This window comes from Candidatus Aminicenantes bacterium, assembly GCA_026393855.1.
GTDB lineage: Bacteria > Acidobacteriota > Aminicenantia > Aminicenantales > UBA4085 > UBA4085.
The window spans coordinates 1-26,307 of the sequence record JAPKZJ010000063.1 but is presented as its reverse complement, the minus strand read 5'-3'; the positions used below and the strand labels follow the sequence as shown (position 1 = coordinate 26,307).

Here is a 26,307-nt window from a genome sequence, read left to right as displayed (position 1 = left end):
GGCCGAGGACCAGCTCTTCGTCACAGCCTTTGTTCGAAGCCACGGCTCGATCAAGGATATGGAATCCCTCTTCGGGATCAGCTACCCGACCGTTAAAAACCGTCTCAACGCCATATCGGCTCAGCTGCCGTTCGTAGACGTCAATCCTCCTTCGCCGGGCCGGGATGTCCTGGATCAGATCGACAAGGGCGAAATCACCGTCGAAGAAGCCTTGAAAAGGCTGAAAGGCTGACACCCATGCTGCCCATGATCGTCCGCTTCAAAGTCAAACAGCCGGGACGGCGCGGCTTCGGCCTGTGGTTCCCGGTCATCCTCATCTGGATCATCCTGGCCGCGCTCATGCTCGTCCTGCTCCCCTTTATGCTCTTGGGCGCCCTCATCACTTGGCGGCGCGGGCCGGGCCGCGCCCTGCTCCTCGCCTATCCCCTGCTCGCCTCGGTGCTTTGGAACCTGGGCGGGCTGACCATCGATGTCCATCAGAAAGAAAGCGCGCTGCTCATCGATTTCATTTGAACGCAAGAAACAAGGAGAATCCCATGAACGAAGAACGACGCAAAATCCTGGATCTTCTGGCCCAAGGCAAGATCACGGTCGACGAGGCCGAAAAGCTTCTGGCCGCCGTGGGCGAGCCGAACCTGCAGGCGGAGCCTGTCGCCGCCGGCCGACGCGCCTGGAAATACCTGCGGGTGCAGGTCGAACCGGGGCCGGGCAACGACCATGGCGACCGGGTCAACATCCGGGTCCCCTTCAAGCTCATCCGGGCCGGGCTCAAGTTCGCCGCCTTCATCCCGCGCGACGCCCACGACAAGGTCAACCAGGCCTTCAAGGAGAAAGGGATGGATGTGGACCTGGCCAAGATCACGCCGCAGGACCTGGAGGAGCTCGTTTCCAACCTCGACGACATGACGATCGAGGTGGACGGCAAGGACAAGGTCCGCATCTTCTGCGAGTGAGACCGATGCGCGCTTGGATCTATTGGCTGATCGTCCTGGTCCTCTTCCTCTCGTTCTGAGCGATCGAGGGTCGAGCCGTCGGATCCTCTTGACACGGGCCCGGAGGCTGGAAATGATACTTGATAGCCCCCTGCAAAGGGCACAGCCCCCATCGAATAAACCCGCTTGATACCCCGGGCTAGAGCCCGGGGTATTAGCAGGGTTCATACTGAGCGGCGCTTTATTCCCCGATTAAAAATCGGAGTTCGAGCGCCGCGAACGTATCGATGGCCGGGGATCGGGAGGAGCAAGGCTCATGAAGAAGATTCTGGCGATTCTCGCGGCCGGATGTCTGATCTGCGCAGCGGCCCAAGCGGCCGACTGGTACGTCAAGGCCGGTTCGGACGGAGACGGCACCAAAGCGGCTCCCTTCGGCGATCCCTGGAAAGCCCTGGAGAAAGCCGTTCGCGGCGACGTCATCCACGTCGCCCAAGGCCGCTATAACGGCAAGGGCGGATCGGGCCATTTCGTCGTCAAGGTTCCCAACCTGACCTTGGTCGGCGGCTACAGCGCCGACTTCTCGGCCCGGGATCCTTTTAAAAATACGACCATCCTGGAGAGGGCCAAGGACTTCCGCGGCGACTGGACCGGCCTGCCGGAAGGGATCATCGCCGGCGATTCGCACGCCGACCACAGCGGCCTGATCGTGGACGGCTTTGTCCTCAACGGCGAAAGCCGCAACGTCTACGGCGCCGAGGGCGACATCAATATCGCCCAGAGCTACAAGGGCGTAGCCTTCCTGGCCAACAAACCCAACATCAAGATCCGCAACTGCATCATCCTCAATCCGCTCGGCGACGGCGTCTATTGCGCCTGGGGCGGCAAGGACAATGAGATCGTCAACACCTTCATCGTCAACACGTTCTACAACGCCGTGGCCACGCGCTCGGCCCAACCCAATTCCGCCGTCAAGATCAAGAATTGCACGATCGCCTTCTGCTGGTTCTATCCTTCGAAGGGCGGCGGCATGTCCGTCTTCGTCGGCCGCCAGGGCCAGACGATCATGGAGAACAACGTCTTCGCCTTCAACCAGACGGAGGGCGACGAGGCCGGCTTCGGCGTCTCCAACACCTTCGGCAACTCCGATACGGCTCTGGTCAACAACCTTTTCTTCCAATGCCAGGGCGGCTATTACAAGTACATGGACGGGAACAAGCAGAGCCTGATCGCCTGGAAGCCGGCCGACCTGAACGACCTGAACAAGGACGGCGAGTCGTACATGCTGGCGGCGACGGGCGGCAATTCGGACGAAGACCCGAAAATGTCGCCGGACAAGGCCTTCTTCGAGAAGTTCTCGAATTTCGTCGCCTCCCAGCCCGGCAAGCCGAATATGGACGCGATGAACGAATGGCGGCGGAGCGTCGGCCTGCCGCTGCAGGCCGAGCCCGGCTCGAAGCGCAAGAACTACGGCATGGCTTATCCCCTGTCCGCCGTGGCGCCGAACCTCGTCGCGAAGGTCAAGGACCGCGGCGTGCGGCTCGACGGCCCGTTCGCCGTCTATGGCGGCGGCGGGACGGCCGCGAAGGCCGGCGAAGAGGCGGCGCCCACGGCCGCGGCCAAGGATTATGCCGAGGTCGTCTTCGACGCGTTCAAGAAGGGGGCTGCGGGCGTCAAGCAGCTGGCCGGGAAGCCGGTGGCGTTCAAAGCCGGGCTGGGGATGACCGCCACATCCTGGTTCTTGAAGGCCGCCCCGCGCGAAAACTACGCCTGCGTGCGACTCTTGCTGCCGGGCGAAACCGATGCCACCCGCCGATACGTCTTCGGCTACCTGCTGAAGGGCTCCGCCGCCGACAAGGACTGGGCCAAGCTGCTGAAAAAGCGGGACTCGCTCAACGCGGAGGGCGTCACCATCAAGGGAACGGCCTTCTACATCGGCTCGGATACCTACGATTATCCGGTCGGCATCCTCATCGACGAAGTAGGGAAATAGCCGGCTAGCGCGCTTTCCGGGCCAGCTTTTTCGCGTACATGGCCCGATCGGCTTCGGCCAGGAGGTCGTCGATCGAGCAGGGCACCTTGGGATCGAAGCAGACCATGCCGATGCTCAAGGAAAGCACGAAAGGCAGGTCCGCCCCGGCCAGCTTCGTCAGGAGCTTTCCTTCCAGGCGGTCCTTGAGCAGATCGGAGCAGGGCGCGGAAGCCTCGAGCGCCAGAACGGCGAACTCGTCCCCTCCCAGGCGGGCCGTGATGTCCGAGCTCCGAAACGATTCCTTGAAGATCTTCGCCGTCTGGGCCAGAGCCGCGTCGCCGGCGTTATGCCCGTAGGTGTCATTGATCTTCTTAAAGTCGTCCACGTCCGCGTAGATGAGGAGCATGTCTTTCCCGGTCCGGGCGGAGACCTTCTGCTGATGCTTGGCCAGGGTCATGAAGCCCCGCCGGTTGTAGAGGCCCGTCAGCTCGTCGATCAGGGACAGGGCCCGCAATTCCTCCTCGATGCGCTTGCGGTCCGAGATGTCCCGGGAAATACCGATGATCCCCAAGATCATGCCGGCTCGATCCTTGACCATCGAACCCGAGAAAACGGCCGGAATCTGCCGTCCCGGCTTCGTCCGGAGCAGGATCTCGACGCCCTCGACGGACCCCATTTTCCGAACCTGGTCGATGAGTCCGCGGCAGGCGGATTCGTCGGTCATCACCGCGCCCACCGGTTTCCCGAGGAGATCGCTTTCTTCGTAGCCCAGGATTTCCCGGGATTTCCGGTTCGTCCGGATGATCGTTCCTTCCGGAGCGAGGAGAAAGAACATCTCGTTCATCGTGGCCAGGATGTTCTCGGCCGCCATGGCCGGATTCACAGCGAAAAGCTCGTACTTCCGGACGGCGTATCCGATCCAGAGGGCCAGCCAGGTCATGGACACGCTGGTAAGCTCGGGAATCCGTATGCCAAGGTCCGGGAGTACGATCTCGCTGGCGATGCCGCTGAGAATGGGCAGGCTGATGCCCAGGACGATCAATTTGGTCTCGATCTTTTTCTTCCGATCCGAGACCCGAAAATAGTGGCGCAACGCCAGGGCCAGGACCAGGATTCCCAGCAGCGCCGTCCAACTGTTGCTGACCCAATTGATCCAGGTGTCGGGGATGCCGTAGGTGTAACCCCAGGGCATCAAGATCGGCCGGCCGGTGATGGCATAGGTGCCGACATCCGCGGCCGAAAACAGAACGGCCGGCCCATAGATGAGGAAGGGGGCTGTTTTCGTCCTAAGCCATTTCGTCTTCTTCGTATAAATGAGGATGAAGTGAAGCAGCAAGGCCAACGGGTACGTCCAGACCAAGGCCCTGATCTTGATCCAGAAGCCCGCCGTGGCGAGGTCGCCCGCCTGTCGATACATGAATTCGGCAAAGGCCCATATCGAGACGAACAGGCAGGCCAAACCGAAAACGATGTTCAGGGTCCGCTTTTTATTTTGGCTGAAGACAATGAGCCCCACCGCCAAGGACACGACGAACCCCAGGAAAGACAGAACGGTAAAAATCTCGCGCCTCCTCTGTTGCGGATAGAAATATCATGAGGGCTCGCGCAAGTCAAAGGCCCGCCGCCGAATTTCGTCCCGGCCTGGGACCGGCCGTTCAAAGAATAGCGTTTGACACTACCCGCGGCCGGCCTCATACTTATCCTATAGGGAATGATCCGCTTCCTTCCGCCTAAGCACCTCATTCTGCATATTCACGGATTCCTCGAGGAGGAGGGCTGTCATGACCGACGTCCACCCCAAAGCAGGGCGCCGCGGGAGAGCTCTGACAATCTCGGTCCTGGTGCTTCTGGCGATCGGGATCACGGCCGGAGGGACCCTCATCTACAAGAGCTCCGCGCGGAATTACCGCGCCGATGTGGAGCGCCAGCTAAGCGCCATCGCCGAGCTTAAGATCAACGAGCTGGCGCGCTATCGGCAGGAACGGCTGGCGGACGGAGCTATTTTCTATCGAAACTCCCCTTTCGCCGCTTTGGTCCGGCAGCATTTCGAGCATCCGACGGACCGGGCCTCGCGAGATCAGCTGCGGACCTGGCTGGGCCATCTCCAGGCGAATTCTCAGTATGACCTGGTCATGCTGTTGGACCCTCTGTACGCCAAGAAGATGATCGTCCCCGAGGGGCCGGAGCGAGACAAGTCCTTCGTTTCCCCGGAATCTTCGGCAGGCCTGCAGGCCGGGAAGATCGTCTTCGAGGATTTCTATTGGAACGAGGCCAACAAACGGATTTATCTGAAAATCCTGATCCCCATCCTCGATGGTTCGCCGAACAATCGCGTCATCGGCATCCTGGCCCTGCGCATCGACCCAAAGTCCTATCTCTATCCCTTCATCAATCGCTGGCCCACCCCCAGCCGGTCGGCGGAGACCACGCTCTTCCGGCGGGATGGCAACGACGCGCTGTTTCTCAGCGAACTCAGGTTCCAACAAGATGCGGCCCTTAAATTGCGCATTCCGCTCGAGGCCAAGGACGTGCCGGCCGTCCAGGCCGTGCTGGGACGGGAAGGGCTTGTGGAAGGATCGGATTACCGCGGCACGCGGGTCATCGCCGCCCTGGCCAAAATCCCGGACTCGCCTTGGTTCCTCGTGGCCAAAATGGACACCTCGGAAGTGTTCGGGCCGATGCGGGTGCGCTTGCGGGGAATCGTCATCATGGCCATTGTCCTGCTTCTCGGCTTGGGGGCGGCCGGCGCCGATTTCCGACGACGACAGAACGCCCGTTTCTATCGGGAGCAGTATCGGGCCTCAGAGGCGCTCAGGGAAAGCGAATCCCGCTTCGGCGCCATCGCCGATTCGGCCCACGACGCCATCCTGATGATGGACCCCGAAGGCCTCGTGACCTTTTGGAATCGCGCCGCCGAGCGCATCTTCGGATACGCGAGCGCCGAAACGATGGGCCGAAACCTGCATGACTTGATCGCTCCCCAACGCTTTCATGAAGCCCATCACGCGGCGTTCCCCGAATTCCTGCGAACGGGTCAAGGGGCGGCCGTGGGCAAGACGCTGGAATTGGCGGCCCGACGCAAGAACGGCCTAGAGATCACCGTCGCGCTGTCCCTTTCCGCCATCACCATTAAAGACGGCTGGCATGCCTTGGGCATCTTGCGCGACATCACCAAGGAAAAACAGGCGGAAGAGGCGCAACGACGGAGCGAGGAGCATTTGCAGTTGGCGCTTCAGGCCGCGCACGCCGTGGCCTGGGTGGGCGATTTGACCAACGACACGGTGACCGAGATCGGTCCGGTGGAGGAGGTCTTCGGAAAACCCCCGGGATTCCGCCACCCGGGCCTGGCCGCCCTGCTCGAGGATATCCATCCGGACGATCGGGCCCCCGTGGTCGCCGTTCTGCAAGCCGGGGCGCAAGGGCAGACGGTTTCCTATGCCATGGAGTTCCGCATTGTGCTGGCCGGCGGGGAGGTCCGCTGGCTGCAGGCGTCGGGCCGTTTCGAAGGCGACGAAGGAGGCCCTCCGGCCCGCGTTCGGGGCATCACGATCGACATCACCGAACGCAAACGAATCGAGGAGGCGCTACGGGAGAGCGAGGAGAAGTACCGCGCCCTTTTCGAAAACGCCGGCCAAGCGGTTTTCGTGATGCAGGGCGCCAATCTCGTCTTTACCAATCCGGCCTATGACAGACTGGTGGGTTATTCCAGCCAGGAGCTCAAGAACAAGCCAGCCATGTCTTTTGTCCACCCCGAGGAGCGGGAGGGAGTCATGGAACGCTATGGGAAACGACTCAAAGGCGAGGAAACCCCCGCACGGTATATTTCGCGGATTGTCGATCGCGCCGGGCAAACGCATTGGGTGGAAACCAACTCGGTTTGCATCAACTGGGAGGGTCAGCCGGCAACCCTGGACTTCGCCAGCGACATCAGCGAACGGATCCGGGTCGAGGAGGAGCTGCGCCGGGCGATGGATCAGCAAGTGAAAACCAACGCCCAGCTCGAAGCCTCCATCGAACGGGCGGACCAGATGACCCTCGAAGCCCAGACGGCCAACATCGCCAAAGGCCAGTTTCTGGCCAACATGAGCCATGAAATCCGCACCCCCATGAACGGGATCATCGGCATGACCGATCTGCTGATGGCGACCGATCTGTCCGAGGAGCAGCGCCGCTACGCCGAGACGGTGCGCACGAGCGGCGAAGCGCTCCTTAGCGTCATCAACGATATCCTGGACTTCTCCAAGATCGAGGCCGGCAAGCTGGAGCTGGAGGAGCTGGACTTCGACCTTCGGGCGACTCTGGAGGACGTAGCGGAGCTGCTGGCCGCCAGCGCCCGGGATAAGCACTTGGAGTTCATCTGCCGCATCGATCCCGAGGTTCGCACCCTCGTCCGGGGCGATCCCGGGCGGCTGCGCCAGATTCTGATCAACCTGGGAAACAACGCCGTCAAGTTCACCGCCACGGGCGATGTCACGATCGAGGTCCGGTCGGTTGCAGACCTCGACGGCCGGGTCAAGGTCCGTTTCGAGGTCAGGGACACAGGCATCGGGATTCCCCAGGATCGGATCGGGCTCCTGTTCAACGCCTTCCAGCAGGTGGACGCCTCCACGACGCGCCGGTTCGGCGGCTCGGGGCTGGGCCTGGCCATCTCCAAGCAATTGGCCGAGCGGATGGGCGGCGAGATCGGCGTCGCCAGCGTCGAAGGCCGGGGATCGACTTTTTGGTTCAGCGCCGTCTTCGCCAAACAGCCACCCCGCGCAAGCCTCGACGGGGATCACCGGGCCGACCTCCGCGGCGTCCGGATTCTCGTCGTGGACGACAACGCCACGAATCGTCTGATCCTGGCCGAGCAACTGGCGTCATGGGGGGTTCGTCACGTCGAGTCCTCCGGCGCCGCCGAGGCGATCGGGCGGCTGCGCGAAGCCCGGGCCGAGGGCGATCCGTTCCGAGTCTTGATCACCGACATGCAGATGCCGGACACGGACGGAGAAACCCTGGGTCGAGACGTCCGGGCCGACCCCGGATTGCGCGACACTCGCCTGGTGTTGATGAGCTCCTTCGGCAGCCGCGGCGACGCCAAGCGCCTCAAGGAGGCCGGTTTCTCCGCCTACCTGATCAAGCCGGTCCGGCAATCCCAATTGTACGATTGCCTGGCCGTCGTCCTCGGAGGAAACGATTCGGAGGCCAAGACCCCCGCCGCCGTCCCTTTCGTCACCCGTCACACCCTCCATGAGGCCCTCCGGAGCCGCCTTCGCATCCTTCTGGCCGAAGACAATAAGACTAATCAACAAGTGGCCTTGGGGCTGCTGGCCAAGCTCGGCTATCGCGCCGATGTCGCGGTCAACGGCCGGGAGGCCATTCAAGCCCTGGAGACGAATCCCTACGATCTCGTCTTGATGGATGTGCAGATGCCCGTGTTGGACGGCTTGGCGGCGACCCGGGCCATCCGCTCCGGGACAACCGGGGTCCCGAATCCGAGGCTGCCCATCATCGCCATGACCGCCCACGCCTTGAAGGGCGACCGCGAGATCTGCCTCGAGGCCGGCATGAACGACTATCTCTCCAAGCCTATCTCGCCGCGGGCCTTGGCGGATGCGCTCGAGAAATGGGTTCCGCCGGCGCAAGAAGGCCCCTCGCAGGACCTCCCGGCGAGCGGAGAAATGCCGCCGGCCGATGGGCCGCCCGTTTTCGACCGGCCGGCCCTCAAAGCCCGGCTCATGGGCGATGCAGACTTGGTCAAGGCCATCATCGCCGGATTCCTGGAAGACATGCCCAAACAGATCCAGGCGCTCAAGGGGCTCCTCGAGCGGCGCGACGCGGAGGCGGCCGGAAGGCAAGCCCACACCATCAAGGGCGCGGCGGCCAACGCGGGCGGCTTGGCCTTGAGCGCCGCGGCCGGCAAGATGGAACAAGCGGGTCGAGCCGGCGAATGGGAAGCGATCGCCTCGCTTGTCCCCGAGTTGGAGATGCAGTTCGACCGTTTGGACACCGCGATGCGGGAGGAAAAGCCATGAGAATCTTGATCGCCGAAGATGACTTGACTTCGCGCAGTATCCTGACCGCGGTCCTGAAAAAATGGGATTTTGATCCCATCGTCACCAAGGATGGAGCCGCGGCCTGGGAACTCCTCCAGCAGCCCGATGCCCCCGGGCTCATCCTTCTCGATTGGAACATGCCCGGCTTGGATGGGTTGGAAGTCTGCCGCCGCGTGCGGAAGCTCGATGCACGCAATCCTCCCTACGTCATTCTCCTGACCGCGCGGGATCGGAAAGGCGACATCGTCCAAGGCTTGCAAGCGGGCGCCAACGACTATATCGCCAAACCCTTTGACAGCGAGGAATTGCAGGCCAGGATCGGAGTGGGCCGGCGGATGTTGGAGCTGCAGTCCCACCTGTTGGAAGCCCGCGACGCGCTTGTCCATCAGGCCACCCACGACTCGCTGACCGATATCCTCAATCGCCGCGCCATCCTGGACCGGCTGGCCCAGGAGATCTCGCGAGCCCAACGGGAGCAGGCCCCCCTCAGCGTGGGGATGTTCGATATCGATCATTTCAAGACCATCAACGACGCCCATGGCCACCAGGCCGGCGATGAAGCCCTCATCGCTTTCACCGGCTGCATTCGAGCTCGCCTAAGGAACTATGATATTTTCGGCCGCTACGGCGGAGAAGAATTCCTCGTCATCGCCCCGGGTTCCGTGGGACATAACGGCGAGAGCCTCTACGAAAGGCTGCGGGCCGGGGTCGCTGCGGCCGAAATCCCGACTCATGCAGGGCCGCTGTCCCTGACGGTCAGCATCGGAGTGGCGCCCGGAACGGGGTTCAGCACGGTGGACGCCTTGCTGGCGGCCGCCGACGCCGCCCTCTATCAAGCCAAAGCCGAAGGGCGAAACCGCGTCGTCTATGCCGATGCCCCGACTTTCCTCAATCCCTGACCTTCGCGTCGACGATTTTCTTCAGCCGATGATCTTGAACTCGTGGAACTGGACGCCGCGGACCTTGTCCAGCAGGAACAGCCGGTCGCCCTTGATGAAGATCCCGTCGACGAACGTCTTGACCGGGACGGAACCCAGCAGGACGCCGTCAGGTTCATAGACCTCCAGCCGGTAGGCGTCGGTCGTCCGCACGTCGACGGCGCCCTTGGCCTCCTGCTTGCCCGAGATCGCTCCGCCGTTGTTGGACATCATCATCGAGACGGAGACTTTTTCATTCTCCCGCAACTGCCGATCCAAGGTCACGACCCAGAGGCGGCCCTTGCTGTCCACCGCCGTCCCGCCGGCACAGCGGGCCAGGTCGGGCATGCGGATCGAGACGGTTTGGCCGCCGCCGCTGGAGTTCCCGGTCTTCATCTCGCCTTTGGCCTTGATCTCCATCGAGTAGGCCAGCGGCCGATCGGCCTTCCAGAGCAGCTTGCCGTCGGGCGAGTATTTCTCGATCCGGTTCTGAAAAGGGAAGATGGCGTAGACGTTGTCGCTCTCATCCAACGCTGTTAGAACCTGGTTGGCCATCCGATTGACCAGGAAATCGCCGAAGTCGGCGGGTTTGCCGAACTCGCGAAGAGTCTTGCCGCCGGCGTCAAGCATCTTGAGAAGGGGCGGCGCGGCCGCTTCCTGCTGACCGCCCTGCGGGCCGCCGATGCGGATCATCCCGCCGCCCATGCCCGCCGTCATCACGAACCCGCCCCGTTTGAGGACGCGGGTGTCCCCCACCGCCCCTTCCGTCAGCTTGAGGGTCTTGGCGATCTTGCCGTCGGGAGCGATGGCCTGGATGCGGGCGGCCTGGGACTCGCAGACATAGAGGTTGCCCTGGGCGTCGAAGTCGATGGCGTTGGGCATGTAGAACTCGCCGGGACCCTGGCCCTGGCGGCCGATCGTCTTGAGGAACTTGCCGTCCGCCCCGAAGACCTGGACCCGATGATTGCCGCTGTCCAGCACGTACAGCCGGCCCTGGGCGTCCACGACCAATCCGGAAGGCATGTGGAAGGCGATGGCTTCGTCGTCGGAATCCACGTCCCCCAGCACGCGAACGGGCTGGAGAGAGACGGCCGGCGACTTGCCCCATTGGCCCCCGGCCGGGTTGTGGACGACCCGGACTCCGTCCAAGGTCTCGATCTTCTGGCCGGCGGGAAAGCCCGCGCCGGCGAATGCCGCACCGAGCAAGGCTATACCGATCAAGAGCAGCGTTCTTTTCATGGCGGTACCTCCGGTGATAAAACGGCGGAACCGGGCGGATCGTTCCGCCGGTTTTTCGAATTCCATTAGAAAGGAAGAACCCCGCCGGGTCAAGCCGGGACATTTGATCTTCGGCCCGGGATGGGATAAGAATACCCTATTCCCCACGCCAGGAGGTCCGCCATCGTGAAGCGAAGAGAAGCCCTGAAATACGGATTGGAAGCGGCGGCGGCCCTGTCGCTGGCCGGAGCCGCAAGCGCCTCCCCCACCGCCGGACGGCGGATGGGCGCGGCGCAGGCGGGTAAGTTCAAGCTGAATTACGGGCCGAGCTTCGGCCAGTTCAAAGCCCACACCGGCGACGACCTGACGGCCCAGATCCAATTCTGCGCCGACGAAGGCTTCACGGCCATGTTCGACAACGGCCTGATGGGCCGCCCGGCCGCCGATCAGGAAAAGATCGCCTCGGAGCTGGCCAAGCGGGGCATGGCCCTGGGGCCGTTCGTCCTTTACGCCGACTTCGCCAAGGAGTCCTTCGTCCTGAAGAACGACGAGGTCAAGGCTCTGCTCCTCGACCTGATGAGGAAAGGGATCGAGACCATGAAGCGGACAGGCTGCAAACAGGCCCTGGTCGTCCCGGGCCGCTTCAACCTAAACCTGTTCTGGGACTACCAGACGGCCAACGTCATCGACAACCTGCGCATGTGCATGGACATTTGCGCCCCGGCCGGACTCGTCCTGGTCTTGGAGCCGCTCAACCGCCGCGACCATCCCGGCCTGTTCCTGACCGGCATGCCCCAAGCTTTTGCGATCTGCCGGGGCGTCAACAGCCCGTCCTGCAAGATCCTGGACGACATGTACCACCAGCAGATCACCGAGGGCAACATCCTCCCCCACATCGACGCCTGCTGGAGCGAAATCGCCGCCTTCCACATCGGCGACAACCCGGGCCGCAAGGAGCCGACGACGGGCGAGATCAACTACAAGAACGTCTTCAAGCACCTGCACGACAAGGGATTCAAGGGCGTGCTGGGCATGGAGCACGGCCAGAGCCTCAAGGGCAAAGAGGGCGAACGGGCGGTCATCGAGGCCTACCGCGCCTGCGATAACTTCTAAGGAGAGACGATCATGACGACGATCAACGACTCGAGCCTGACCCGCCGCGATTTCATCAAGACAACCGCCGCCGCCTCGCTGGCCGCAGCCATCCCCGGGAACCTCGGCCTTTTCGCCCAGGGCTCCGATACGATCCGCATCGGGGTCATCGGCTGCGGCGGCCGTGGCACCGGGGCCGCCATCGACGCCCTGAACTCCGCTTCCGGAGTGGAGATCGTGGCCCTCTTCGATCCCTTCCAGGACCGCATCGACTCGTGCCTGAAGAAGCTTCGCGAAACCCTGCCCGACAAGATCAAGGTCCGGCCCGAGACCTGCTTCACCGGGCTCGAGGGATACAAGGGGCTGCTGGCCGTCCCCGAGGTCAACCACGTGGTTACGGCCGCACCTCCCGGGTTCCGGCCCATCCACCTGAAAGCCGTCATCGAGGCCGGCAAGCACATCTTCATGGAGAAGCCGGTAGCCGTCGACCCGGTCGGCATCCGGGCCATCATCGCCGCCGCCGACCTGGCCAAACAGAAAGGCCTGGCCATTGTGGCCGGCACCCAGCGCCGCCACCAGAAGCGCTACCTCGAGCTGATGAAGCGGATCAAGGACGGCCAGATCGGTGAGATCGTCGGCGCCCAGTGCTACTGGAACATGGGCGACCTGTGGGTCAAGCTGCGCGAGCCCAACATGACCGACATGGAGTGGCACTGCCGCAACTGGCTCTATTTCAGTTGGACCTCGGGCGACCACATCGTCGAACAACATGTCCACAACCTCGACGTCGTCAACTGGGCCCTCGGCGCCCTGCCCAAAAATATCATCGGCATGGGCGGCCGCCAGGTCCGGATCGCCCCCGAGTACGGCAACATCTTCGATCACTTCGCCGTCGAATACGAGTACCCCGCGGGAGTCCGGGTGGCCAGCTACTGCCGCCAGACCAAGGGCTGCGCCGAGCGGGTCGAGGAGAAGATCATCGGCACCAAGGGCGTCGCTTTCGGCTACGGCGAGATCCAAGGGGCCAAACCGTGGAAGTTCGAGGGGGACGAGATTAATCCCTATGTCCAAGAGCACACCGACCTGATCGCCTCCATTCGCGCCGGCAAGCCGCTTAACGAAGGCCGCCAAGTCGCCGAAAGTACGATGTGCGCCATCGTCGGCCGCATGAGCGCCTACACCGGCCGGGCCGTCTCTTGGGATTGGGCCATGAACTCCTCCAAGCTCGACCTGACGCCGAAAAATATGGTCTTCGGCCCCAACCCGGTCGATCCTCCGGCCGTTCCCGGAACCACCCCGCTGATCTGAAAAAACAAAGGAAATCATAACCATGAAAAGCGCCTTTTATCTGCTTCTGATCGGGTTCGTCGTTCTGCTGGCCGCCTGCGGCGGCAAGAAAGCCCCGGCCGACGATCAAGCGGCCACCGCCAAGCCCCAAACACCGACGGCTCAGGCTGCCGTGGTCCCCGCCGCCGACAACGAGGGCGTCCTCCTGGCCAAGGAAATCCTCGGCCTATTTGACGAGGCCGTGGCCGAAGCCGCCGGCCTGACCAAGGATAAGCCCGAGGCCGCCGCTCTCAAGCCCAAGCTGGACGCGCTCTATGAAAAATACGCGGCTAAGATGGCCGAGATCAATCCCCGCTTCCTAGCCCTCAAGGCCAAGGATATCGCCCTGTTCGGAGCGGCCAACGGCTACCTGGGCGAAAACCGCGGCAAGCATGACTTGGCCAAAGACAACACGCTCTCGGACGCCTACCGTTATTACAACCTTGAGAAGGGCGAAAAGGAAATCGTCGATTTCCTGGCCCACAAGCTGCCCGCGCTGATCGACATCGCCGTCAAGATGTAATTGGGGACCGGGCCACCGCACTCCCGTCCGTTAGAAAGGAATGACATCATGAGAAGATCCCGCCCGATGCGACGCCGCGATTTCCTGAAGAACATCCCCCTGGCCGCGGCCGGCGCGGCCGCTTTCCCGTCCATCATCAAGGGCTCGGCCTTGGGCCTGAACGGAGCCGTGCCCGCCAGCGATCGAATCGTCATGGCCGGCATCGGCTTCGGCATGCAGGGCGGCTCCAACATGCATAACATCATCGACAAGGACGGCGTGCAATACGTGGCCGTCTGCGACCTGGACGACCTCCACCTGGCCGAAGGCAAGGCCATCGCCGACCAAAAGTACGGCAACAAGGATTGCGCCGTCTACAAGGACTTCCGCAAGCTCTTCGCCCGCGGCGACCTGGACGCCGTTTCGATCGCCGTGCCCGATCATTGGCACGCCATCGTGTCGATCTCCGCTCTCCGGGCCGGGCTGGACGTCTACGGCGAGAAGCCGCTGACCCACAGCCTGCGCGAAGGCCGAGCCCTATGCGACGCCGTCAAGCGCTACGGCCGGATCTGGCAGACGGGCTCCTGGCAACGCTCGGTCGACAATTTCTACCGGGCCTGCGAGGTCGTCCGCAACGGCCGCATCGGCAAGATCCTGCGGGTCGAAGTGGGCCTTCCCTCCGGACACTACGACTTCGCCCGGACCTTCGGCCAGGAGAAGATCGAGCCGCCGCCGGCCGGGTTCGACTACGAGACCTGGCTGGGGCCGGCGCCCGCCGCTCCCTATTGCAAAGCCCGCGTCCACATGAACTGGCGCTGGAACATGGATTACGGCGGCGGCCAGCTCATGGACTGGATCGGCCACCACCTGGACATCGCCCACTGGGGCATGGGATACGATGCCACCGGCCCGGTCGAGATCAAGGGCCGGGGCGAGTTCCCGACCACCGGCATCTACAACAGCGCCACCCGCTACTGGGTCGAGGCCCTCTACGCCGACGGCACGCCGATCATCCTGGCCGGCGGATACCCCGAGATCCAGGGCGGCACCAAATGGATCGGCGAGCACGGCTGGGTCTGGGTGGACCGCGGGGCGTTCGAAGCCCAGCCCGCCTCTCTGGTCAACGAGGTCATCGGCCCCGACGAGATCAAGCTCTACCACAGCCGCGACCATTTCCAGAATTTCGTCGACTGCGTCCGCAGCCGGGCCGCGACCATCACCCCCTGCGAAACCGCCCATCGCTCGGCCTCGGTCGGCCACCTGGGGGTCATCGCCATCGAAACGGGCCGGACCATCAAATGGGACCCGGTCACGGAAACCATCCTGGGCGATCCCGGGGCGGTGCGGCTCCTCAGCCGGTCCTACCGCAAACCCTGGCAGCTGCCGGCTTGAGACAGGAGACAGCCATGTACCGCAAAATCCGCCCTGTTGCCGTCGCCGCGGCCGTTCTGGCTCTCACTTTTTCGTTAGCCGCCGCGACCGTCCCGGCACGCGCCGCCCAAGCCCCGGCCTCCCTCACCGCTATCCTCAAAGAGCTCGCCGTTTGGGACGGCGGCATCGATTCCGCCGCCCTCTGGAAGCTTCGCGACGCCGTTTGGGCCGCCAAGGACGTCCCCGCCGCCCGGGCCGAATGCGAGGCCCGCCTGCTCGCGTTCCTGGCCGGCCGGGCTACTCCGGTTGCCAAGATGGCCGTGGCCAAGCATATCCGGACGATCGGCAGCGAGAAGGCCGTCCCGGCTTTGGAGCCGCTCCTGCTGGACAAGACCCTATCGGACACAGCCATTTACGCCCTGGCCAAAATCCCCAGCCCGGCCGTGGACAAGGCTTACATCCGGGCGTTAGCCCGGGCTGAAGGCGCCGTCAAGACGTCCCTCATCGCCGTCCTGGGCGATCGCCGCGCGGCCGAAGCGGTCGCGGTCCTGGCCCCGTTGCTGGCCGATCGCCAAGGCGCCTACGCCGGATCGGCCGCTCTAGCCCTGGGTTCGATCGGCAACGCAGAATCCGCCAAGGCGTTGACGGCGGCCTATGCCGGCCTCCGGCCCGAGCTCAAGCCCCTCGCCGCGGCCTCGATCCTGCACTGCGCCGAAGGCCTGCGCGCCGCCCGCGATAGCGGCGCGGCGGCCGGCCTCTACGACAAGCTCCTGGCCGAAACGGCCCTCCCCGCCACGCTGCGGGAAGGGGCCATGATCGGAAAGATCCGCGTTGCGGGCGAGCGCGCTCCCGGACTTCTCATCGACCAGTTGAAGGGCGCCGACCCCGTCTTCCAGGCGGCGGCCATAGCCGTCCTGCGGGACATCATCAAACCCGACGCGGTCGGGCCGATCTGCGATCTTCTCCCCGGCCGGCCCGAAGGAGTCCAGGTTCAGATTCTGGCGGCATTGGCCGAGTATCCCCGCGAGAAAGTCCTGCCGACGATCCTGCAGGCCGCCCGCGGGGCATCCGCGCCGGTCCGGCTGGCCGCCCTCAAGGCCCTCGAATCGGCAGGCGACGCCACAACCGTCCGCTTCCTGGCCGAGTCGGCGGCCAAGGCCAAAGGCGGCGAGCAAGTCGCGGCCCGGGCCGCCCTGGCCGGCATGAAGGGGCGCGAAGTCGACGACGCCGTCACAGCCACGCTGCGGGAAGGAACCGATCCCGCCATACAGGCCGAATGCCTGCAAGCGCTCGGTCAGCGCCTGTCCTACCCTGCGAAAAGCGTCGTCGTCCCGTTCCTGGCCTCTCCGAACCCGGCGCTGCGGATTCAGGCCGCTCGGGTTATAAAGGTGATCGGAACGCCATCGGACATCTATGCCGTCTTGGAAACCTATCTCAAGGCAGGCGATGACGCCGAGCGCCTTGAGGCCGCCGGCACCGTGACCGCCCTGACCCAGAAGATCGCCCAGATCGACGGCCGCTCCAACGCCGTCAAGGCCCGCTTGGCGGACGAGAAAAACCCCGCGGCGAAAGCCCGGCTCCTGGATCTTCTCGGACGCATCGGCGACGATAGCGCCTTGCCGGCGGTCCGGGCGGCCGCGAACGATGCGGACGCGGGTGTCGCGGAAGCCGCCGTCCGGGCCCTGGCGGCCTGGCCAACCGCCGCGGCCCGATTCGACGCGCTGGCCCTGGCCCGGTCGGGGAAAACCGAGACTCTCCGCCTTCTGGCTCTGCAGGGATTCATCCGCATGACCGGGAGTGAAAAATACGCACCGGCCGCGAATGCGACGGCCTCCTTGAAAGAAGCGGCCGGGCTGGCCGTTCGCCCGGAGGAAAGGAAGCTCATCCTGGGCCTTTTGCCCGGCTTCGCCTGCGCCGAGAGCCTAGCGTTGGCCGAATCCCTGGCGGCCGATCCCGCCGTGAAAGCCGAAGCCCAAGCGGCCGTAACTAAGATCAAGGAGAAGCTCGCGAGCAAATAGCCGCCGCGAATTCCCCGCGCCGGATTTGACCGAAGTCAAAGCGGAGGGATGCGCAACCCGCTATCCTGACGGCTTCGATCATTCCGGAACGCCATTATGAACAGGGTCATGGACATCGAAAGAGAGCCCCTGAAGAACCGCGCGGCGAGGCGGCGAGGCTTGGTTTTGGTGCTCGTCCTGGGCCTGTTCGTCGCGGGGCTGTCGGCTTTCACCTTTTTCTACGCCCGAGGCACGTCCTACTTGAGCGACGACCCCCGCGCCTGTGCCAACTGTCACGTCATGCGGGGTCACCTGGACGATTGGAACCGGGCCCCCCACCGGGCCGCGGCGACCTGCAACGACTGTCACGTGCCGCACGATTTCGTGGGCCACTGGGCTATTAAAGCCGTCGACGGCTTCAAGCACAGCTTCGCCTTCACCACGGGCTTCTTCGAAGAGCCCATCCGGATCACTTCGTTCGATCGTGGGATCGCCCTGGCCAACTGCCGCCGCTGCCATGCCGTCCTGACGGGGGCCATGGCCTCCGATCCCCACGGCGAAAAGACCGATTGCACGCGCTGCCACCGCGGCGTCGGCCACTGAACCGAAACGACCTCGTAGGAGAAACGAGCATGAACGAAAGCAAAGCCCGGCGCGGAATCGGATATTACGGCCTGGCCGCCCTGGCCCTGGCCTTCGCGGCCGCCGCCGTCTTCCTTCTCTATCTCAACATCCGGCAGCGGAAGACCGAGGCCCTCGTCTATCCTCTAAAAGTCGTCGAGATCAAGGACGGCGAGCTCGACCCCGCCGTCTGGGGCAGGAATTTCCCGCTGGAATACGATTCTTTCAAGCGGACGGCCGAGAACTATGGGCGCACGAAATTCGGCGGATCCGAGCCCTACAGCAAGCTGGACCGCTATCCGGCCCTCAAGCGGCTCTGGGCCGGCTACGCCTTCAGCGTGGAATACAAGGAAGAGCGGGGCCACGCCTACGCCATGGACGACCAGAAGGCCACCCTGCGGGTCAAGAACTTCAAGCAGCCCGGGGCCTGCGCCAACTGCCACGCCGCCGAAGCGCCGAGCCTGATCAAGGTCATGGGCTGGGAGGCGTTCAACAAGACGCCCTACAACGACCTGGCCCCCAAGCTCCACGGCGGCTCGACCTGCGCCGACTGCCACGACCCCAAGACCATGGAGCTCGTCATCACCCGGCCGGCCTTCAAGAACGCCATGGCCCAGGCCGGAGTGGACCTGTCCAAGGCGACGCGCCAGCAGATGCGGGCCTATGTCTGCGGCCAGTGCCACGTCGAGTACTATTTCCGAGGCGAGGGCAAGGAGCTGACCTTCCCCTGGAGCAAGGGCCGGACGGCCGAAGCCATCGAAGCCCATTACGACGAATACGGTCACACCGACTGGGTCAATAAAGAGACCGGGGCCAAGATGCTCAAGATGCAGCACCCCGAGTTCGAGATGTGGGGCACGGGCATCCACGCCCGCTCCGGCGTCGCCTGCGCCGACTGCCACATGCCTTATGTCCGCAGCGGCTCGATCAAGGTTTCGGATCACTGGGTCCGCAGCCCGCTGGTCAACATCCGCAACGCCTGCGGCGCCTGCCACGCCTGGCCCGAAGAAGAGATGCTCGGCCGGGTGGCCGAGATTCAGGGCAAGACGGCGGAGCTGCTGCGGGAGGCCGAGGCGGCTTTGCTTTCGGCCATGGACGCCATTGTCGCGGCCAAGGACAAGGGAGCGGCCGACGAAGCGCTGGCCGAGGCCCGCAGCCTCATCCGGCGCGGCCAGATGCGCTGGGATCTCGTCTTCTCGGAGAACAGCACAGGCTTCCACAGCCCGCAGGAGGCGGCCCGGGTGCTGGCCGGGGCCATCGATTTCGCCCGCCAGGCGGAGATCAAGGCCCGCGGGATCAAGCCGTAGTCCGAGATCCACTTTGTCGTTGCGAAGCCCTGCAAAGCAGGGCTGTGGCGACACTTTGTCGTCCTCGCTGTGACCAGCGTCAGCGTGTCACCGCGAGGGCAACCTCTCCGACAGCAGACGGCCACGCTCCGCCTTCAGCGGAGCTCGCCGCGACTAAATCAAACGCTTAGCGGACGAAGAGGAAGAAGAGCAGGGCGAACGCCGCGGCCAGCACCAGGGCGTGAAACTTCTCGCCCCAGGCGGCCTTGCCGAAGAGGGGTGTAGTCACGGTGCACTTGGGATAAGCTTTCAGGCGGGGCCAGAAGCGGTGTGTGGCCGCCTTGTAGTCCAGATAAGCCTGGCCGAACTTGCCGGCCAGGAATCGCTCTTCGTAGGGGATGATGACGGAATACATCAGCCCGAACTCCAGGATGAAGGCCGCGTAGCCGTACCAGGCGTTGAAAGCCAAGACGCAGCCGACGCCGACGATGAAGTTGCCGATGTAGAGGGGATTGCGGACGTGGGCGAACGGGCCGGAGACGCACAGCTCCTCGGCCTCGATCTTGGTCACGATGTGGCGGCCGCAGAGATATGCGGCGGCGTAGACCCGAAACAGCAGGCCGAGAATCACAACCGCCGCGCCGGCCGCCCAGAGCGGGAAGGCCGTCCGGCCGCCCAGCGCCCATTTGATGGCAAGGCAGATAACGAGCGCCCCGCTGCTGATGAAGCGGCGGTTGGCGAAGACGATGGACGAGAAATCCCGTCCCGTATTTCCGGCCTTCTCTTGGGTCATCGGGACTCCTTGCGGTGCGGCGAATCGGGGCCCGCTCCATCTTCCGGCCCGCGCCGGCCGGGGGTTCTCCGCTCGATCGCGGCGGAAATATATAGACCCCCGCCGGGCAAGTCAAGCCCGAGCCGCGCCGCCAGAGAAAGTAGATCGATTCAGCGAATCGTATCCCGCCAGGCCCAATCGTCCCGACTTTTCTGGACAAGCTGGGTGATGGAGAAGGTACCCTGGCCGCCGTCGTCCTTTTCGTTGGAGCCGAGGCTGTAAACCAGCAGCCCTTTCGAATCCAGATGATAAACGAAAGGCTTTCCGGTAAAGGGATCCATGGGTTCACGAGGCAAGAAGGCCGGCACGAGATCAGCGATAGCCGCAGGGAAATGCTTTTCCTTGTCCCGATAAAGCCTGGCCGCCAAGCCGATCCGCGCCGTCTCCATCAGCGCTTCGATGGAGGCTTCCTTCATGCCTGTCGCGGAAAGGCCCGATGAGCCGCCGTCGATCAATCGTTCGTACCACCTTTGCCGTGCCAGCCGATCGTCGAAGGCGTTCAGCGACGCTCGGCTTTGAAAATAGGGAATTCCAAGCATCCTCTCTATATCATCAAACTCGGCGTACCGGCGCATCAGCGCTTTCCTGACCCACGGACGCGCCCAGAAGAGTAGAAGACGGCTCGGCCAGCCGTCTTCCAAGGCTTCGGATCGGCCGCGCAAAACCGCCGTCTCGGTCTCCACCCAGAAAGCCCTCTCGCCCTTCGTCGATCCGGCCACGGCCGCGCGCCAAGCTTCAATGTCCAGATCCTTGAGGATCGCTTCAAGGCCGGCGGCTTCGACGGCGCGGCCGTCGATGATTCGGTTGAGCACGACCAGCAGGCTTCTGGCGTTGGCGATGGCGACCAGAGCGGTCATGAAATTGGGTTCCTGAAACGTCAAGCGGACGAATCGGAGGCCTTTCGACCACTCGTCCAAGCCGCCCCGAACGTCTCCGGCTTCCGCCCGAAAGAAGGCGTCAAACCCCAGCAAGCGGACCAAACTCAGCATCGAGTTTAGGTTTCCGATGACGGTCGTCACGTCGCGGCGACCCGTCAGCCGATAACACGGCCGTTCGGAAGCTTCGAGCAGAAAATCGATCGAACGCCGGTTTTTCTCGATCGCCGCCGCGATGAGCGATCGTGTCTTTTCGGCGACCGGTCGACCATCGAACCGGGCGGCCATTTCCTCGCTTAAATTCGTCGTGCCCCGGAACTCCCCGTCAAACAGCGCATCCGCGGCCCTCCAGGCCGGCATGGCGTTCGCCGATCCGGGGCAACCGGGGCCTAGGTCGGCAAAGCTGACAGGCAGCCCCTTGGCCTTGGCCTCGGCCAGAAATTGTTCCAGCTTCTTTCCCGTCGTAAAGTTCAAGAAAGCCAGGCTCACCAGAGCGACCGCCGCCAGCGCGACCAGAACCAGGCCCGTTCTACCTAGGATTCTTCGCATGGACATCGGCATCCTCCTCCATGAAATCCGCGCTATTCGCGCCCGGTCGCGGCGTTTCGCCCGACGCCCAGACCGGGCGGGGTCGAACAGACTGGAGTCTCGCCAAGCGGGCCGCCTCGGCGCCGACGGCCTGTTCCAGCTCCGCTTGATCGGCCGCGTCCGGCGGAAACACCGCCGTGGGCTGATCCGCCAGCAGGACGTCCAGCCGACCTGTCTGCTTCCGCGCCAGGATGGCATTGCCGGCCAACGCAGCGAAGATGAGCGAGACGCAGGCCGCCGCCGCCGCCCATTGGGAAAGGGACAGGAATCGATCGGACGGCGGGACGCCTGCGGCCGCGGCCAACACTTTGCGCCGCAATCCCGGCGGGGCGGGCCGGGGAACGAAATCCGATAAAGGCGCTTGCGAGGGCTGGTCGTCTCGGGTCATCGCTTTTCTCCGAAAAACTCGCGCAGCCGGGCCATCCCATAGCGATAGCGGCTGGCCGCCGTATGAGTGGGGATGCCGCAGGCCGAGCCGATGGCCCGGAAGGTCAAGCCCTCGTACTCTTTAAGGACAACCGCCTCGCGCTGTTCGGCCGAAAGGCCCGCCAACGCTTCGCCGAGGCGGATCTCGGAAGGGCCATCCGGGCCTTGCCAGATCGCCGACGCGAGATCCGGCCGGAAAGCCGATTCCCGGTCTCTGCGGCCAAGCCGCCTTTTCCAGAACCGGCCGGCCTCGTTGTGCGCGCAGCGAAAAACGAAAGCCTTGGGATCGCTGAGGAGCCGCCTGCGGTCGATCGAGCGGGCCAGCCGGACGAAAACATCCTGAAGGATGTCCTCGGCGTCCTGGACGGACCCCAGCTTGAGGGTCAGGTAGCGGTACAAGGCGTCTCCGTAGGCATCATAGATCTCGTCGAGAGTCATGCGCATTGATCGACGGACGTTCATGATAGAAGACCGCGCCACGACGAAGATTTGTCTAACGGAAACAAAAAATTCCGTATCTTTCGGATATCGGGCCCCCCGAGGAATTTTATCACCAATTTGCGCGCAAGGGAGCCTGGCGAGATTCAGTGCCGGTCGATATATTCCTGCAGCTCGGCGTGCCAGGCGTCGGGTTCGAACGTCCCTGCCTCGGTGGGCTCGCCGAACAACAGATCGACCAGGTAGCGAGGCTTCCGGCCGCCGATATGCATCGCCTTGATGCAGGAGACGCAGTAGACGATGACATCCTCGGCCGGCATATCCCCGGCCCGTTTTTTCAACAGGTCTTTGACCGCGTCGACCGGGATTTCGCCATAGAAGCTGTCGCCACAGCAGATGCCGTGCGTCCGGGTCCGGCGGGGTTCGACGACGAGGATATTCATTCGCCGCAGGAGCGTCCGGATCGCCTCGTGGACCCGCTCTTCGCTTCGGGTGGGACAGGCGTCAAGGATGCTCATCGTTGCTCCGCCATAGTCGGGCAGCGGGAAGCTCTCGTCGGCGGCCAGGATCTCCCAGGCCGAGATCGTGGAGATCCCCGTATAGAGCTCGCGGAAGCGCCGATCGCAGCCCGGGCAGACGTTGATTACACGCGTCCCGGGCGCCAAGCCGGGCTCGTGCTTGCAGCAAAGGAGGTGTTCGGCGGTGACGCCGTGCGCGAGCCGTAAGCGCTCCCCCAAGCGGGCGGCCAGATGCGGTTTATACATCATCAACGCGCATCCGGGCGCGAATACATCAGTCATCGCGGCTCTCCATCCCTGCCAACCGGGTCATCGAGTCTACCATATCCCCGCAGAGACGCCGAAGCCGCCCTCGCTACGATGGGCAAAGTGCCGATCGTAGCGAGGACTACCAAAGCGTTGCAGGGACGATACCCCGAACCTCCCTCCCCGGAATTGAGCGAAGAACCGAACAAATCGGCCGCTGGAAAAACGGAATCGACTTGCATATCATGGAGACGAGGAGATTCACCATGATCGAAGGTCAGGACATTCTCGGCCGCGTCGCTCGCCTCAAATACGCCCTCATCGGAGGCGGTCCCGGTGCCTTCATCGGCGACGTCCACCGCAAGGCCATCGCCATGGACGGCAAAGCCGAGCTGGCCGCCGGCTGTTTCTCTCAAACTTACGCAAACACCCTCGCCACCGGCGAAGCCTGGGGCCTGCCCAAGGAGCGCCTCTACCGGACCGCGGCGGAGATGATCGCGGCCGAGGCGGCCCGCCCCGATCGGATCGATTTCGTCACCATCACGGCTCCCAACGTCGCCCACTTCTCCATCGCCAAGGCGGCTTTGGAGGCGGGCTTCCCGGTCGTCTGCGAGAAGCCGTTGGCGACTTCGAGCCGGGAGGCCGAAGAACTGCGCTGCCTGGCCGCGGAATCGGGCCTCCTATTCATGGTCACTTACGCCTATCGCGGCTATCCGCTCGTCTTTCACATGCGGGACATGATCGCCGCCGGCGAGCTGGGCGACATCCGCTTCGTCTCGGCCGAATACCCTCAGGATTGGCTGGCGACACTCCTCGAAACGACCGGCCAGAAGCAGGCGGCCTGGCGGACCGACCCGAAGATCGCCGGCATATCCAACTGCGTCGGCGACATCGGCAGCCACGTCGAAAACATGGTCTCTTTCCTTACGGGACTGGAGGTCAACTCCTTGCTTGCCCGACTGGACATCTTCGGCCCGGGCCGGGTCCTCGACGACAACGCTTCGATTTTGGTTGAATACAGGGGTGGCGCCAAAGGCATGTACTGGAGCTCCCAAATCGCCGTCGGCCACGATAACGGCCTGCGCGTCCGGATCTTCGGGACCAAGGCCTCGCTCGAGTGGGCCCAGGAAGATCCCGGGGCTGTTCGAGGCCTTCGCCAATCTCTACTCGACCTTCATCGGCGCCCTGGTCAAGAAAGCCGCCGGCGAGCGGCTTACCGCGGCGGACCTCGATTTTCCCAATATCGAGGACGGCGTTCGCGGCATCCGCTTCATCGAGGCTTGCGTCGAGAGCTCCAGGAATGGAGCTGTTTGGATCAAATTCTAAACTGAGCCGGCCGGGAAAGAGTCGCTATTTCTTTCCCGGAGCGAGGGGCTCTTCCGGAACTTGGAAAAACGCTGAATCTAGCGGCACATTCCATTTAAAATCGGACACGTTGACCATACTTATGTTGCCGAAGAGCTTTCGAATGCTTTCTTTGCGAAGGGGAAGCCCGGTTACTATCTCTACCCATAATCGTTCGGCTACAAACTCGCCTGGCCTATCCACGGCGCCCGGAACGCGTTTTTCGACGCGCGTTTCAATTCCCTCAACCTTTTTCCCGTCGATTGTGCTTCCTCCTATTTTTTCATAGGGCCGGGAGAGCAGCTCCCTGACCTCGCGCTTGGGATCGCTTAAATATGGACCCTCTCCGGGTTCGGGATTAACGTGGTGCTCAATTTTCCCCTTTATATTATCGATCGAGGTCAAAGATTTCTTATCCGGACTTATATAAAGCCGTCCCACCTCTTTTCCAAAGCTCAGCATATCTACTCGGACACCGGCTTCCCGAGAAACATACATTCGAAACTCAGAAACCAGGGCGCGGTGACTTTCGATGGAGTCTTGCTGCATAAACGTGGACGCATGGAGCAGAAGGGTCGGCGCCTTCTCGATGCGCTCGACGACTTTCCCCCAAGCCACGCCGGTTTCCCCGAAGGGATTAAGCAAAAAAAGCAGGATGGCGGCAGCCGCGGGAAGGGCCGCCCATTTTAGCAGCCTGGACAATCCGGCTGCTCTTCCCCGCCTTCGGCCCGCTTCAGCCGGGCTTTCCCCTTTAGAGCGGGCATAGGCTTCCATCGCATCGACGAGGACTTTCCCATCGAACGAGGGATCGGAACGAATTGCCTTTTTCCCAGCGCACCAGGTACTCACGATCGCCTTTCGGTCGCCCCGTTTTCTAAACATGTTCATTTCCCTCAGCCAAGAAGCTTCGCAGTTTATGCATGCCGTACCGATAACGGCTCTGAACTGTATGGAGCGATTCTCCTTGGGATTCGGCGATGGCCCGGAATCTCAACCCTTCCAAGAGATGAAGGATGATAACGTATCGCTGGGCCTCCGGAAGCGCGTCCATAGCACGATTCAAGCGATCCAAATCCGTCGGGCTCGTCGAAGGTAAGTCCGGCAAGAAAGATCGAGGGTCCTCGGTCTCCTTGGGGGCAACCGATACGGCGGCACGGCCGCCCGCCTTGAAAATATTCCGAATTCGATTGACGATGCTGGTCAACAGATAGCTCTTGAGACTGCGCCGTATTTCCAACGAACGGGCGGCTCCGGCAAACGAAACGAAGACGTCATGGACGACATCTTCGGCCATAGGCCTATCCGCAGCCATGGCCAAGGCGACAGCCAACATGTCCGTCTTGTACTTTTCATAGATGATTTGCAAAGCCTCGGAGTTGCCGTTTTGAAGCTTTTTAAGAAGCATCCGGTCCTCTTTGACGCCTCGCATTATTTATCCCTGAAAGCCTCTCATAAATAAGACAATGATCTGATGATTTTAGTCTAATAATTTCGCCGAAGCTAATTCAGGGCGAATTACCTGTTTGCCGAGGCCGAAGCTAAAAAATTAGTACGCGAGGCCTCCGGGAATCTATTGAATTGAGGCTCGGTCTAAGAATATGCGAATCCGGTCGATGTCCTTACAAGCGAACCGGGACCGGAAATAGTCCGCCGTCGGCTCGACGGGATAATGATCCAGATCCGTGTCGACGACGCATAGGTCGTCCACCCGCTCCTCGAATTCGCGTCGGCAGTAGTCGGACCGGACCGTCGCATCGGCGGGATTCAGGATCAG

At 63.0% G+C, this 26,307-nt stretch carries 23 protein-coding genes and 2 pseudogenes; 15 read left to right on the top strand and 10 right to left on the bottom strand.

Annotated elements, in window-relative coordinates:
- From NTZ26_06700 to NTZ26_06685, 4 genes are all read left to right on the top strand, one after another.
- A partial coding sequence (locus NTZ26_06700) for a DUF2089 family protein (GenBank protein MCX6560190.1) occupies window positions 1–232 on the top strand: 232 nt, incomplete at its 5' end.
- A gap of 5 nt (window positions 233–237) precedes the next feature.
- Complete coding sequence (locus tag NTZ26_06695) at window positions 238–513, top strand: hypothetical protein (GenBank protein MCX6560189.1); 276 nt, start codon at window positions 238–240, stop codon at window positions 511–513.
- A gap of 23 nt (window positions 514–536) precedes the next feature.
- Entirely contained in the window at window positions 537–953 is a 417-nt protein-coding gene (locus tag NTZ26_06690; protein MCX6560188.1) for a hypothetical protein, read from the top strand.
- Between the two features lie 295 nt (window positions 954–1,248).
- Complete coding sequence (locus tag NTZ26_06685; protein MCX6560187.1) at window positions 1,249–2,922, top strand: right-handed parallel beta-helix repeat-containing protein; 1,674 nt, start codon at window positions 1,249–1,251, stop codon at window positions 2,920–2,922.
- Between the two features lie 4 nt (window positions 2,923–2,926).
- Here NTZ26_06685 and NTZ26_06680 read toward each other — a convergent pair whose 3' ends face one another.
- A complete protein-coding gene (locus tag NTZ26_06680) occupies window positions 2,927–4,429 on the bottom strand; it encodes a diguanylate cyclase (protein MCX6560186.1) in 1,503 nt (500 codons plus the stop codon).
- A 253-nt stretch (window positions 4,430–4,682) separates the two neighbouring features.
- Between NTZ26_06680 and NTZ26_06675 the strand changes: the two genes are divergently transcribed.
- The 3 genes and pseudogenes from NTZ26_06675 to NTZ26_06665 all read left to right on the top strand — a co-directional run bounded on the left by NTZ26_06675 (window position 4,683) and on the right by NTZ26_06665 (window position 9,835).
- The gene (locus NTZ26_06675; protein ID MCX6560185.1) at window positions 4,683–8,915 is read left to right on the top strand and encodes a PAS domain S-box protein; all 4,233 of its coding nucleotides are present in this window, start codon (window positions 4,683–4,685) and stop codon (window positions 8,913–8,915) included.
- Window positions 8,912–9,256 (top strand): annotated as a pseudogene (locus NTZ26_06670) (response regulator transcription factor). Before NTZ26_06675 ends, NTZ26_06670 begins: the two are co-directional and overlap by 4 nt.
- 15 nt (window positions 9,257–9,271) lie before the next feature.
- Complete coding sequence (locus tag NTZ26_06665) at window positions 9,272–9,835, top strand: GGDEF domain-containing protein (GenBank protein MCX6560184.1); 564 nt, start codon at window positions 9,272–9,274, stop codon at window positions 9,833–9,835.
- A gap of 21 nt (window positions 9,836–9,856) precedes the next feature.
- On the opposite strand, the gene NTZ26_06660 is transcribed toward NTZ26_06665, so the two are convergent.
- The gene (locus tag NTZ26_06660; GenBank protein ID MCX6560183.1) at window positions 9,857–11,092 is read right to left on the bottom strand and encodes an NHL repeat-containing protein; all 1,236 of its coding nucleotides are present in this window, start codon (window positions 11,090–11,092) and stop codon (window positions 9,857–9,859) included.
- Between the two features lie 165 nt (window positions 11,093–11,257).
- On the opposite strand from NTZ26_06660, the gene NTZ26_06655 reads away from it, so the two are divergent.
- From NTZ26_06655 to NTZ26_06625, 7 genes are all read left to right on the top strand, one after another.
- Complete coding sequence (locus NTZ26_06655; protein ID MCX6560182.1) at window positions 11,258–12,184, top strand: TIM barrel protein; 927 nt, start codon at window positions 11,258–11,260, stop codon at window positions 12,182–12,184.
- 12 nt (window positions 12,185–12,196) lie between these two features.
- Complete coding sequence (locus NTZ26_06650; GenBank protein ID MCX6560181.1) at window positions 12,197–13,471, top strand: Gfo/Idh/MocA family oxidoreductase; 1,275 nt, start codon at window positions 12,197–12,199, stop codon at window positions 13,469–13,471.
- 22 nt (window positions 13,472–13,493) lie between these two features.
- Window positions 13,494–14,012 (top strand): hypothetical protein, encoded by a 519-nt coding sequence (locus NTZ26_06645; protein ID MCX6560180.1) that lies wholly within the window; start codon window positions 13,494–13,496, stop codon window positions 14,010–14,012.
- A gap of 48 nt (window positions 14,013–14,060) precedes the next feature.
- Window positions 14,061–15,383: a Gfo/Idh/MocA family oxidoreductase gene (locus NTZ26_06640; GenBank protein ID MCX6560179.1), complete on the top strand. Its 1,323-nt coding sequence runs from the start codon at window positions 14,061–14,063 to the stop codon at window positions 15,381–15,383.
- Between the two features lie 14 nt (window positions 15,384–15,397).
- On the top strand, window positions 15,398–17,380 hold the full coding sequence (locus NTZ26_06635; GenBank protein MCX6560178.1) for a hypothetical protein: 1,983 nt from the start codon (window positions 15,398–15,400) through the stop codon (window positions 17,378–17,380).
- Window positions 17,381–17,488: 108 nt separating this feature from the next.
- Window positions 17,489–17,962 (top strand): cytochrome c nitrite reductase small subunit, encoded by a 474-nt coding sequence (gene nrfH / locus NTZ26_06630; GenBank protein ID MCX6560177.1) that lies wholly within the window; start codon window positions 17,489–17,491, stop codon window positions 17,960–17,962.
- Between the two features lie 29 nt (window positions 17,963–17,991).
- Entirely contained in the window at window positions 17,992–19,287 is a 1,296-nt protein-coding gene (locus NTZ26_06625; GenBank protein ID MCX6560176.1) for an ammonia-forming cytochrome c nitrite reductase subunit c552, read from the top strand.
- 166 nt (window positions 19,288–19,453) lie between these two features.
- Here NTZ26_06625 and NTZ26_06620 read toward each other — a convergent pair whose 3' ends face one another.
- From NTZ26_06620 to NTZ26_06600, 5 genes are all read right to left on the bottom strand, one after another.
- Complete coding sequence (locus NTZ26_06620; protein MCX6560175.1) at window positions 19,454–20,059, bottom strand: isoprenylcysteine carboxylmethyltransferase family protein; 606 nt, start codon at window positions 20,057–20,059, stop codon at window positions 19,454–19,456.
- A 149-nt stretch (window positions 20,060–20,208) separates the two neighbouring features.
- Complete coding sequence (locus NTZ26_06615; protein ID MCX6560174.1) at window positions 20,209–21,528, bottom strand: hypothetical protein; 1,320 nt, start codon at window positions 21,526–21,528, stop codon at window positions 20,209–20,211.
- Window positions 21,503–21,949 (bottom strand): hypothetical protein, encoded by a 447-nt coding sequence (locus NTZ26_06610; protein ID MCX6560173.1) that lies wholly within the window; start codon window positions 21,947–21,949, stop codon window positions 21,503–21,505. Before NTZ26_06610 ends, NTZ26_06615 begins: the two co-directional genes overlap by 26 nt.
- Window positions 21,946–22,431, bottom strand: a complete 486-nt coding sequence (locus NTZ26_06605) for an RNA polymerase sigma factor (protein MCX6560172.1) — start codon at window positions 22,429–22,431, stop codon at window positions 21,946–21,948. The genes NTZ26_06610 and NTZ26_06605 overlap by 4 nt, the downstream gene beginning before the upstream one ends.
- 140 nt (window positions 22,432–22,571) lie before the next feature.
- Entirely contained in the window at window positions 22,572–23,192 is a 621-nt protein-coding gene (locus NTZ26_06600) for a (Fe-S)-binding protein (GenBank protein ID MCX6560171.1), read from the bottom strand.
- Window positions 23,193–23,455: 263 nt separating this feature from the next.
- On the opposite strand from NTZ26_06600, the pseudogene NTZ26_06595 reads away from it, so the two are divergent.
- Window positions 23,456–24,515: pseudogene (locus NTZ26_06595) on the top strand (Gfo/Idh/MocA family oxidoreductase).
- A gap of 24 nt (window positions 24,516–24,539) precedes the next feature.
- Here NTZ26_06595 and NTZ26_06590 read toward each other — a convergent pair.
- The 3 genes from NTZ26_06590 to NTZ26_06580 form a co-directional block, all read right to left on the bottom strand.
- Window positions 24,540–25,415 (bottom strand): hypothetical protein, encoded by an 876-nt coding sequence (locus NTZ26_06590; protein MCX6560170.1) that lies wholly within the window; start codon window positions 25,413–25,415, stop codon window positions 24,540–24,542.
- Window positions 25,408–25,938: an RNA polymerase sigma factor gene (locus NTZ26_06585; protein MCX6560169.1), complete on the bottom strand. Its 531-nt coding sequence runs from the start codon at window positions 25,936–25,938 to the stop codon at window positions 25,408–25,410. Before NTZ26_06585 ends, NTZ26_06590 begins: the two co-directional genes overlap by 8 nt.
- Window positions 25,939–26,103: 165 nt before the next feature.
- A partial coding sequence (locus NTZ26_06580) for a hypothetical protein (GenBank protein MCX6560168.1) occupies window positions 26,104–26,307 on the bottom strand: 204 nt, incomplete at its 5' end.

Bases quoted from the DNA above. Each gene is read 5' to 3' on its own strand.
- NTZ26_06695 (MCX6560189.1), top strand. From the start codon at position 238: ATGCTGCCCATGATCGTCCGCTTCAAAGTCAAACAGCCGGGACGGCGC.
- NTZ26_06690 (MCX6560188.1), top strand. From the start codon at position 537: ATGAACGAAGAACGACGCAAAATCCTGGATCTTCTGGCCCAAGGCAAG.
- NTZ26_06685 (MCX6560187.1), top strand. From the start codon at position 1,249: ATGAAGAAGATTCTGGCGATTCTCGCGGCCGGATGTCTGATCTGCGCA.
- NTZ26_06675 (MCX6560185.1), top strand. From the start codon at position 4,683: ATGACCGACGTCCACCCCAAAGCAGGGCGCCGCGGGAGAGCTCTGACA.
- NTZ26_06665 (MCX6560184.1), top strand. From the start codon at position 9,272: ATGTTGGAGCTGCAGTCCCACCTGTTGGAAGCCCGCGACGCGCTTGTC.
- NTZ26_06660 (MCX6560183.1), bottom strand. From the start codon at position 11,092: ATGAAAAGAACGCTGCTCTTGATCGGTATAGCCTTGCTCGGTGCGGCA.
- NTZ26_06650 (MCX6560181.1), top strand. From the start codon at position 12,197: ATGACGACGATCAACGACTCGAGCCTGACCCGCCGCGATTTCATCAAG.
- NTZ26_06645 (MCX6560180.1), top strand. From the start codon at position 13,494: ATGAAAAGCGCCTTTTATCTGCTTCTGATCGGGTTCGTCGTTCTGCTG.
- NTZ26_06640 (MCX6560179.1), top strand. From the start codon at position 14,061: ATGAGAAGATCCCGCCCGATGCGACGCCGCGATTTCCTGAAGAACATC.
- NTZ26_06635 (MCX6560178.1), top strand. From the start codon at position 15,398: ATGTACCGCAAAATCCGCCCTGTTGCCGTCGCCGCGGCCGTTCTGGCT.
- nrfH (MCX6560177.1), top strand. From the start codon at position 17,489: ATGGACATCGAAAGAGAGCCCCTGAAGAACCGCGCGGCGAGGCGGCGA.
- NTZ26_06625 (MCX6560176.1), top strand. From the start codon at position 17,992: ATGAACGAAAGCAAAGCCCGGCGCGGAATCGGATATTACGGCCTGGCC.
- NTZ26_06620 (MCX6560175.1), bottom strand. From the start codon at position 20,059: ATGACCCAAGAGAAGGCCGGAAATACGGGACGGGATTTCTCGTCCATC.
- NTZ26_06615 (MCX6560174.1), bottom strand. From the start codon at position 21,528: ATGTCCATGCGAAGAATCCTAGGTAGAACGGGCCTGGTTCTGGTCGCG.
- NTZ26_06610 (MCX6560173.1), bottom strand. From the start codon at position 21,949: ATGACCCGAGACGACCAGCCCTCGCAAGCGCCTTTATCGGATTTCGTT.
- NTZ26_06605 (MCX6560172.1), bottom strand. From the start codon at position 22,431: ATGCGCATGACTCTCGACGAGATCTATGATGCCTACGGAGACGCCTTG.
- NTZ26_06600 (MCX6560171.1), bottom strand. From the start codon at position 23,192: ATGATGTATAAACCGCATCTGGCCGCCCGCTTGGGGGAGCGCTTACGG.
- NTZ26_06590 (MCX6560170.1), bottom strand. From the start codon at position 25,415: ATGTTTAGAAAACGGGGCGACCGAAAGGCGATCGTGAGTACCTGGTGC.
- NTZ26_06585 (MCX6560169.1), bottom strand. From the start codon at position 25,938: ATGCTTCTTAAAAAGCTTCAAAACGGCAACTCCGAGGCTTTGCAAATC.